This window comes from Bartonella saheliensis (genome assembly GCF_902162175.1).
The window spans coordinates 1-11,155 of record NZ_LR607235.1; the positions used below are offsets into that span (position 1 = coordinate 1).

Consider the following 11,155-nt stretch of genomic DNA (forward strand, 5'->3'; position numbering starts at 1 on the left):
AAAGTGGCTCGAAAGAGGCTGTTACTGGAGGTCAATTGCATGATTACACGGATCAACAGATGAAGATAGTTCTTGAAGATGCGAAGAAATATACGGATGAGCACGTCAATGATTTGGTAAGCAATGGAGTTAATGAGTCCAAAGCCTATACGGATATGAAGTTTGAGACGTTAAATTATGCCATTGAGGATGTTCGCAAGGAAGCAAGGCAAGCAGCAGCGATTGGTTTGGCAACGTCTAACTTACGTTACAATGATACACCAGGAAAGTTAAGTGTTGCACTTGGTGCTGGTGTATGGCTCAATCAATCTGCATTTGCTATCGGAGCTGGTTATACATCTGAAGATGGAAACACTCGCTCTAGTCTCTCGGTTACAAGTGCTGGAGGTCGCTGGGGTGTGGGCGTAGGATTAAGCTTCACGCTAAATTAATAAAATGCATTACTATTATTTTTAAAACCGCTCCTGTCTATTCAAGACAGGAGCGAAGACTATTGCGCTCTTAAAAGGACGATTCCCACAAATAATAATTGTCAGCATCGATGCTGAAAATAAGCGAAAGAGGAAAGCCGTGGAGAGTAGTGTATTTTACGCAAATTTGACAGAAGCAGTAGAGGGCTGGTTAGTTGTTGCATGATGAGCATCGAGCAACAGATGAATATTGTTCTTGAAGATGCAAAAAGTATACAAGTGAACAGAGATATCGTTAATGATAGCAAATCTTATACAAATATATAATTTTAAGTGTTGAATGATGATATTGAGGATATTAAAAAAGAAGAAAAATAAATTATAACCGCTACTTTAGCGGTGCGCAATGTAAGCTATAATAATATCGAGGTTAACATAACTATTGAACATAGCTGTAAACCGTAATCTAAAGAGCAATATATTATATAATTTTTTACAAGAAGGCGCGCAAGAAACCACAGTGATATATTTTTATTAAAATTACTCAAAAATTTTATTTTTGACTATTTTAATTATTTCTGTATGCAGCAGCGGTAATGAGTGAGTACAAATTTATTAATCAAAACAACGTTAGTCTAAAGCACAACAATGTATAAGTATTTCTAACATCTACAGAGCAAATAATGAGGCTCTAAATTCTAGAATTATTTTATGAAAAATACTTAACTTCATTTTTTTATTGCTATCTTTCTTAATATTATATAAAAAGTAAAAGAATCGTTAAGAAACGATTTTGTAAAACGCGGGGAAGCAATTATGATAAAATCATTCAATCACTATAAATCTATTCCACAGAATTTGAAGAGATAAAACTCTAGAGTTACGGATATTTCGCTTATTCTTACAAAAAGCGCAATAACCTCACGGTAAACATCCCAACTCAGAAAACATCCAATCCTTCTTTGCAATGAACATCCTTTATTGCTTACGAAGTATAGTATCTAAATAAGCGAAAAAATATGTCTCTTCAATATTCTCATTTTTTTCACACCAAAACCCGAGGGATTTTTTGCAAAAAAAACTCCCTAAAGCTGGAAAGACAATTTCCATTATCTGGATTGTCAATCAATGTCAATCACAATCTCATTGAGCCTTTAGATAGTCCTTTGTCCCGTTATGACAACCCTAATCTTTTATAAAAAAAGACCCTCTGAATGCTTCTAGCGCCAGAGTATGTCTTTTGAATGTTTTTATTACTTGGAGGAGTTATTATGAAAAAAATATATACTACATCAAAAATGCCAACAGCGAGTCATTTAAAAAATTCTTGTTCGCCTTATGGGTTCTCTTTTATTAAAACGCTTTCATTGGCTTCAGTAGCAATCTTTTTATCAAATGCTTCTCCTGTTTCTGCTTGTGATCTTTGGGGTAATGTCGCAACTTATTTTGGTGGTGGTGCAGATATACGTAAAAGCATTGCACCAGTTTATATAATTGACGGTAAGGTGTATAGAGATGTTGGCTCAGCGTTTGCCGGTGTGGGAAGTGCTTTTGCGCGTTGGAAGAATGAAGTTAACACGACTATTAATAATAAATTTAATAAATTGCTTTTAGATCAGTTTGTTCAGCAAAATGCTGTAGGGACTATTACAATTGGTGCGCAGAGAGATGGTTCTGTAATAGATATTGCAAATAAGTTTCATGAAGCGCGGCTTATTACGGGTGTCCGTAATGCTGTGCTTGGTCCGACATCGGATCAAGCAGTCAATGGTTCCCAGCTTTATTCACTGGGCACTGGGGTAGCGAGGTCTTTTGGAGGCGGGGCTGGATATGATAAAAATGGAAATTGGATATCTCCTACTTTTATGGTTAAGGCCTTTGATCAAAATGGTAATGGAGTTGACAAGAATTATAATAGTGTCGCAGCTGCATTTGTTGGCGTAAACGATTCTTTTGCGAATCTTGATAAAAAGATTAAAAATGCTTTTGATACTGTGTTTATAGGGTGGGGAGCATGGAAGAAGGACATTGATAAGCAATTTGAAAATATCTTGTCTGATATGCTTGTTAAGCAAAATTCTGCAGGGACTATTACAATAGGTGCGCAGAGAGATGGCTCTGCAATAGATATTGCAAATAAGTTTCATAAAGCGCGGCTTATTACGGGTGTTCGTAATGGTATGATTGATTCAACATCGGATCAGGCAGTCAATGGTTCTCAGCTTTATTCACTAGGCACTGCAGTCGTGAAGTCTTTTGGGGGTGGTGCTAACTATAAAGATGGAAAATGGAGTGCTCCTACGTTTACGGTTAAAGTCTTTGATAAAGATGGCAATGGAGCTGACAAGGAGTATAAGAATGTTGCCGATGCATTTACTGGCGTGAACACTTCTTTTGCGAATCTTGATAAAAAGATTGAGAATGTGATGACCAATGTTGCGGGTGATAGTCTTGTTAAGCAAGATAGCACCGGGCTTATTACCATTGGTGGAAAAGTAGGTGGAACGAGAGTAAGTGTTGCAAACACTGATAATGCGGCACGGACTCTTTCCGGTGTTAATGCTGGCTCGATTACAGCAACATCGACGGATGCGATCAATGGTTCCCAACTTTATTCAATGAGCAATGTCGTTGCAGGCTATTTCGGCGGTGGAGCTGGATATGATAAAGATGGCAACTGGAGTGCTCCTACGTTTACGGTTAAAGTCTTTGCTAAGGATGGCAGTGGAGCTGACAAGGAGTATCAGAATGTTGCCGATGCATTTACTGGCGTGAATGCTTCTTTTGTGAATCTTGATCAAAAGATTGAGAATGTAGCGACCAATGTAGCGGGTAATAGTCTTGTTAAGCAAGATAGCACCGGGCTTATTACCATTGGTGGAGAAGTAAGTGGAACGAGAGTAAGTATTGCAAACACTGATAATGCGGCACGGACTCTTTCCGGTGTTAATGCTGGCTCGATTACAGCAATATCGACGGATGCGATCAATGGTTCCCAACTTTATTCAATGAACAATACAGTTGCTAGCTATTTTGGGGGGGGAGCTGACTATAAGGACGGCAACTGGAGTGCTCCTACATTTATGGTTAAAGTCTTTGGTAAGGATGGTCATGGAGCTGACAAGGAGTATCAGAATGTTGCCGATGCATTTACTGGCGTGAATACTTCTTTTGTGAATCTTGATAAAAAGATTGAAAATGTAGCAACCAATGTGGCGGGTAATAGTCTTGTTAAGCAAGATAATACTGGGCTTATTACCATTGGTGGAGAAGTAAGTGGAACGAGAGTAAGTATTGCAAACGGTGGTAATGGGGCGCGGACTCTTTCCGGTATTGATGCTGGCTCGATTACAATGACATCGACGGATGCAATCAATGGTTCTCAATTCTATATGATGAGCAATGAACTTGCTAGCTATTTTAGTCGTGATGCTGGATATGATAAAGATGGCCGCTGGATTGCTCCTACATTTACGGTTAAAGTCTTGAACGAGAATGGTAATGAGACTGAGAGGCGCTATGAAAATGTTGCGGATGCACTTTCTGATGTAGGTAATTCTTTTATAAATCTTAATCAAACGATCACAAATGTGAAAGATGATACTCTTGTTAAGCAAAATAGCGCTGGGCTTATTACCATTGGTAGAAAAGTAAGTGGAACGAGAGTAAGTATTGCAAACACTGATAATGCGGCACGGACTCTTTCCGGTGTTAATGCTGGTTCGATTACAGCAAGATCGACAGATGCAATAAATGGTTCCCAATTTTATTCGATGAGCAATACAGTTGCTAGCTATTTTGGGGGTGGAGCTGACTATAAGGACGGCAACTGGAGTGCTCCTACTTTTATGGTTAAAGTCTTTGATAAGGATGGCCATGGAGCTGACAAGAAATATCAGAATGTTGCAGATGCATTTACTGGTGTGAATACTTCTTTTGAGAATCTTGATCAAAAGATTGAAAATGTAGCAACCAATGTGGCGGGTGATAGCCTTGTTAAGCAAGATAGCACCGGGCTTATTGCCATTGGTGGAAAAGTAGGTGGAACGGGAGTAAGTATTGCAAACAGTGATGGTACTCCACGAGTTCTCTCTGGTGTTAATGCTGGCTCGATTACAGCAACATCGACAGATGCAATAAATGGTTCTCAATTTCATACGATAAATAATGAAGTTGCTAGCTATTTTAGTCGTGATGCTGGATATGATAAAGATGGCCACTGGATTGCTCCTACTTTTACAGTTAAAGTCTTGAGCGAGAATGGTAGTGAGGCTGACATGCGCTATGAAAATGTTGCGGATGCACTTTCTGGTGTAAGTAGTTCTTTTATAAATCTTAATCAAAAGATCAAAAATGTGAAAGGGGATCTTCTTGTTAAGCAAGATAGCACCGGGCTTATTACCATTGGTGGAATAGTAAATGGCAAAAAAATAGATATTGCAAACAAAATGGGTACCCTACGAGTTCTCTCTGGTGTTAAGGGAGGGGCCTTTACAAAAACATCGGACGAAGCAGTAAATGGTGCTCAACTTTATTTTATGGCTCAGACATTTGCAAGTTATTTGGGCGGTGGAGCTGGATTTGATCAAGAGGGAAAATGGTTAAATCCTACTTTTACAATTAAAGACTTTGATAAGTATGGTAATGAGACTGAGCACGAGTATAAGAGTGTCGCGGCTGCATTTGCTGGCATTAATAATACTTTCATGGGTTTGAATGAACGGGTTATGAACGGTGTAGGTGAAAAAAGTGCTCTTATTAGCGAAGACTTTCCTTTTGGGAGAATGTCACCTCTTACGAGAATGTCACCTAGAGCTCTCAATGAGAGGGCAGATGGGGATGCGGATACGACACCTATTGCTCATGACTCGCCTTCAAAACAAGTGAGTTTTATAAATAGTAAAAATGAAAACCGGCGTTTGTTTGGTCTTTCTGCTGGTGGTATTTCTGCAAACTCAACTGACGCAATCAATGGTGCTCAGATTTATGAGATGACCAAACAGATTGCTACTTATTTTGGCGGTGGTGCTGGGTATAATGAAAAGGGAGAATGGCAAGCTCCTACATTTATGGTAAACCAATTCAAAGACGGTAGTCTTTCAGAGACGTCATATGGTAGTGTCGCCTCTGCTTTTGCTGGTATGAATCAGACTCTGTCCATTATCGACAATCGCCTTAGTAAGGTTGAGAAAAATGTAAACTCTAACGGATCCTCTAATGGTTTTCCATGGGATGAAAAAACAGGAGCCTATGACGCTAGCCATAATGGAACGCCAAGTAAGATTACCAATGTAGCCGATGGTACGATTGCAGAAGGTTCCAAAGATGCGGTTAATGGTGGACAGCTTTCGAAGATGAATGAGGCAGTTGAAAACAAAGTAACAGAAGTTAAAAACAAAGTAACAGAAGTTGAAAACAAGGTAACAGAAGTTGAAAAAAAGGTAGATGTTGCGGTTAGCTATGATGTCAAAGACGGAAAGAAAACCAATAGCATCAAGTTAGTAGGTGGAAATGAAAGTGAACCTGTTTTGATAGACAATGTAGCGGGTGCTAAAATTGAAGCAGATTCTAAGAAAGCAGTGAATGGTGGTCAGTTATATAATTATACCAATGAGCAGATGAAGATTGTTCTTAAAGATGCGAACGAGTATACGGACAAGAAAGTTGGTAATCTTATCAATGATAGCGTTAACAAGGCGAACGCCTACACGGATAAGAAGTTTGAAGCTTTAAGTTATGAAATGAAGAATGTGCGTAAAGAGGCTAGACAAGCAGCAGCGATTGGTTTAGCAGCATCTAACTTACGTTACTTCGACGATCCAGGATCTTTGAGTCTTTCATTTGCTGGTGGTTTGTGGCGTGGCCAATCTGCCTTTGCTATTGGTGCAGGTTATACGTCTGAAGATGGCAAGATTCGTTCTAATCTATCAGCAACCAGTGCCGGAGGTCAGTGGGGTATAGGGGGTGGAATAACTCTGAAATTAAAATAACACCAGAGAATACGTAAACTACAATTTAACTGCATTTTCACCCTTGTCTGAGGAGGCAAGGGTGAAATTTTATAGTATAGAGAAAGAATATTTTACAGAGAAAGCCATAAGTATAATTGTAAAATATTCATAATACGCTTAGTGAAATCGATTTTAATGAGAAACAAAGCGCTTTAACAAAAATTTTACAAATGCAGAGTAATACTTTCATATAAATGAATAGAATGCATAATTACGCACTATTTAAAAAATGTACGGTCTACAGTTTCATTGAGAAAAAATATCCATTGGGGGGATACGTTATAAAAAATCAAAAATCCCATTTACTATTGTTTTTGCTCTGTACACAACAGAAGCAATCATAAGTCATACAGCAAGCACAATGATGAGTAAGACTCATTTTGCTCAAAACAGGGTGCCTAAAACAAACTATGAAATAGAACCTCTCTATTAAGTCTCTAACCTATGCAATGAAGCCACGAATTTTGCATGATAAAGACCTTTCACGATTGCCGAAATCGGAAAGACTCATTCTGTAAAATAATTAAATTCATTTTCTTCTTGCTATTTGTCTTAATAGTCTATAAAAAGATAGAATGGTCCTAAATTAAGACTCATTCTGGTAAAAACAGAAGAGAACTATCGCAAGGGGAGGTGCGAGAAATTATGAAAAAACCACAAAACCACTATCATCTCATTTTAAAGTTCTTCGCGAGAAAGCTCTAGGATCCAAGAGTACATTGCACATTCTTATAAGAAAAGTGCAACGATTTCACCAAAAACACTCTCAACAACCTAACTCTTTTCGCAATAAAAACTTATTGCTTTTCCAGTGCATAAAATGAGCTCTTTTACCTCAAAAACCATAAATTACACGCCCCCCAAAAGCGTGGAAATATATCTTTTCCATTTTTTCCACACTCAAAGTCAGGAAATCTTTTCCAAAAGAACACTCTGCTTAAAAGTAGAAAACCTCATTAACGAAATTATCAATCAACATCAATCACACCCTTAGCGAAGTTTAAATCACATCTGTCCGCTTCTGCGAAAACAACAAACCTTACAGAGAACAAGCAAAAAATACATCCCTGAACCGTCCCTAATACTGAAATATGGTTTTTTAATGTTCTCAATATGTTTTTCTTATTTGGAGAATTTGTTATGAGAAAATTATATACCACATCAAAAGCGCAAGTGGTGAGTGATTTTAAAAATTCTTTCTCGTTTTATCGATCACTTTTTATGAAAGCGCTTTCATTGGCTTTGGTGATTATATTTTTATCAAATATTTCTCCTGTTTCTGCTCATTCTCAAACTTTCAATAACATATCAAACGATTTGAATGGTGGTACAAATATGCTTAAAGCTATTCCACCAAGCGATATAGTTGGCAGTAAATTGTATACAGAGAGTGGCTTTGCATTTATAGGGGGTGAAGAGGCCTCCAAAAACTTAAGATCTAAGCTCAAGTTTCAGATTAAAGCTGCTTTTGATATTGCATTCGCGGGGAGAGAAGGTTTTAAGAATGGAGTAGATGCATTTTCTAGCGTTAATAGTTCTTTCACAAATTTGAAGCGTCAGATTATTGAGATAAAGGCTCCCTCTATTATGGGAGAAAAACCAAAAAATCTCTCTCAGAGGAATGATCGGCATGAGAATGTAAACAGCCTTCCTTTTATAAGAAGTTTATCTCGTGGATTAGTTCGCGGGGATGAAGATGGGGATGAGGATGGGGATGGGGATGAGGATGGAAAAAAGGCGGTAACTATTGCTCTTAATTCACCATTAACAAAAATAAATATTATGAATAGTGAAAAGAAAGCTCGGATTATTTTTAATCTTGCTGCTGGTAAGCTCTCAGCAAAGTCCACTCAGGCAGTTAATGGTTCCCAACTTTATTCACTAGGCACTGCTGTTACTACGTCTTTCGGTGGTAATGCTAGTTATGAGAATGGCACATGGACCGCTCCGACATTCACGGTCAAGACCTTCGATACTTATGGTGGATCTAACGATCAGGTTTATAATGATGTTTCTAGTGCTTTGACTGGGGTTGGTACTTCTATCTTGAATGTCCAGAATAAATTGACTGAACAGGTTAATAATGTGGTTAATAAAGTGCAAGGCGATGCTTTATTGTGGAGTGAAACTGATCAAGCCTTTAATGCTATGCACGGCGAAGGAGAAAACAGAAGAGCAAGCCGCATCAAATTTGTTGCAAATGGATCTTTAACACAAAATTCAACCGATGCTGTGAATGGCAGCCAGCTATATATGGTTGGTACCAATATGGCTAGGTATTTTGGTGGTGGTGCTGATTTTGGAGATGGTAACTCAAAGGGTCCAACTTTTAAGTTTAAGACCTTCAAAGAAGATGGCGGTGTTGCTGACTCGAGTTATGACAATGTTGCGGCTGCTTTTGCTGGTGTTGGTAGTTCTATCGCAAACATTAGGAATGAGATTAGCAAAGAAATTGCTGGTGAAAAGAGCGATTCTTTGAACTGGAGCGCTAAAGATAATGCTTTTGTAGCGCAGCATGGCAAAGAAGAAAACAGAGTGAGCAGCAAGATTACGTCTCTTGCCAATGGAGAGATTAGTGCCACTTCAAGTGATGCCGTAGCGGGTAATCAGCTTCATGCTCTAGGAAGCAGTGTTGCAAAGTCTTTAGGCGGTAATGCTGGTTATGAGAATGGCACATGGACGGCACCGACTTACAGGCTTAAAAGTTACAAAGAAGATGGAACGGAAGGACAAGCAGTTGACTATAATAATGTAGGCTCTGCTTTTGCAGGTATTGATACGAACTTCACAAATGTGAACACACATCTAACTAATGTTGTTAATGATTTTAATAAAAAATTAGACAATATTAATAAAGAAGTTAAAGGCGATGCTTTGCTATGGAGCAATAAAGAGAATGCTTTTGTAGCGCAGCATGGAAAAGAAGGAGCAGAAACAACCAGCAAAATTAAATTCCTTTCCAATGGAGAGGTTAGTGCAACTTCAAGTGATGCTGTAGCAGGGAATCAGCTTCATACTCTAGGGAGCAGTGTTGCGAAGACTTTAGGTGGTAATGCTGGTTATGAAAATGGCACATGGAATGCTCCTACATTCACGGTCAAGACCTTCAAAGAAGATGGTGATGTTGCTGACTCGAGTTATGACAATGTTGCGGCTGCTTTTGCTGGTGTTGGTAGTTCTATCGCAAACATTAGGAATGAGATTAGCAAAGAAATTGCTAGTGAGAAGAGCGATTCTTTGAACTGGAGCGCTAAAGATAATGCCTTTGTAGCGCAGCATGGCAAAGAAGAAAACAGAGTGAGCAGCAAGATTACGTCTCTTGCTAATGGAGAGATTAATGCAACTTCAAGTGATGCTGTCACGGGTAATCAGCTTTATAAATTGGGTGCAGGGGTTGCGAAGTCTTTAGGTGGTGAAGGTAGCTATGAGAATGGAGAATGGAAAGCGCCTAGCTTCAAAGTTAAGACAGTGAAAGAAGATAGCAGTGCCGTTGAAGAAACAAACTATGATAGTGTAGTTGCCGCTTTTTCTGGTGTAGGAACGTCTTTTGAGAATCTTCAAAAAGAGATTAAACAAAGCAATACACAGGTTACAGAAAATATAAAGCAGAATGCTCTGTTATGGAGTGAATCTGATAATGCGTTTGTAGCACAGCATGGTGAAGGCAAAGCAAGTAGCAAGATTAAGTACCTTTCCAATGGAGAGGTTAGTGCAACTTCGAGTGATGCAGTAGCGGGTAACCAGCTTCATACTCTAGGGAGCAGTGTTGCAAAGTCTTTAGGTGGTGAAGGCAGCTATGAGAATGGAGAATGGAAAGCACCTAGTTTTAAGGTTAACACTGTTAAAAAGGATGGTAACTCTGAAGAGAAGAACTATACCAATGTAGCGGAAGCTTTGAGTGGAGTTGGTAATTCATTCACGAATATCAAAAATGAGATAACTAATCAGATTAATCATCTTCAGTCAGAAGATTCAGCGGTTGTGCATTATGATAAAAGAGATGATGTAAGTGGCAGTGTTGATTATGCGAATGTAACGTTTGGCGGCAAAGATAAAACCCTCACGGCACTCCATAATGTTGCGGATGGTAAGATTATTGAGGGTTCTCATGATGCTGTGACGGGTAACCAGCTTCATACTCTAGGGAGCAGTGTTGCGAAGACCTTAGGTGGTAATGCTGGTTATGAAAATGGCACATGGGATGCTCCTACATTCACAGTTAAGACCTTCAAAGAAGATGGCGATGTTGCTGACTCAAGTTATGACAATGTTGCGGCTGCTTTTGCTGGTGTTGGTGATTCATTTGAGAAAGTTAAAGATAAATTCGCGCATATTAAGGATGAAATTACCAAAGAGATTGAAAAAGACATTACTATTATTCAAGATGATGCCTTGTTGTGGGATAAGACGCAAGGCGCTTTTGTAGCAACGCACGGGAAAGAAAATAACAAAACAAGTAGCAAGATTACGTCTCTTTCCAATGGAGAGATTAGTGCAACTTCAAGCGATGCTGTAGCGGGTAATCAGCTTCATACTCTAGGGAGCAGTGTTGCAAAGTCTTTAGGTGGTGAAGGCAGCTATGAGAATGGAGAATGGAAAGCGCCTATCTTCAAAGTTAAGACAGTGAAAGAAGATAGCAGTGCCGTTGAAGAAGCAAGCTATGATAGTGTAGTTGCCGCTTTTTCTGGTGTAGGAACGTCTTTTGAGAATCTTCAAAAAGAGATTAAACGAAGC

At 38.9% G+C, this 11,155-nt stretch carries 2 protein-coding genes and 1 pseudogene; all 3 read left to right on the top strand.

Translation table 11 applies throughout. From position 1 onward, the window contains the following. A partial coding sequence (locus FS875_RS08375; RefSeq protein ID WP_208000014.1) for a YadA-like family protein occupies window positions 1–431 on the top strand: 431 nt, incomplete at its 5' end. A gap of 1,250 nt (window positions 432–1,681) precedes the next feature. Next, a complete protein-coding gene (locus FS875_RS08380) occupies window positions 1,682–6,400 on the top strand; it encodes a YadA-like family protein (protein WP_166428916.1) in 4,719 nt (1,572 codons plus the stop codon). A gap of 1,161 nt (window positions 6,401–7,561) precedes the next feature. Beyond that, window positions 7,562–11,155 (top strand): annotated as a pseudogene (locus tag FS875_RS08385) (hypothetical protein); the annotation flags it as partial.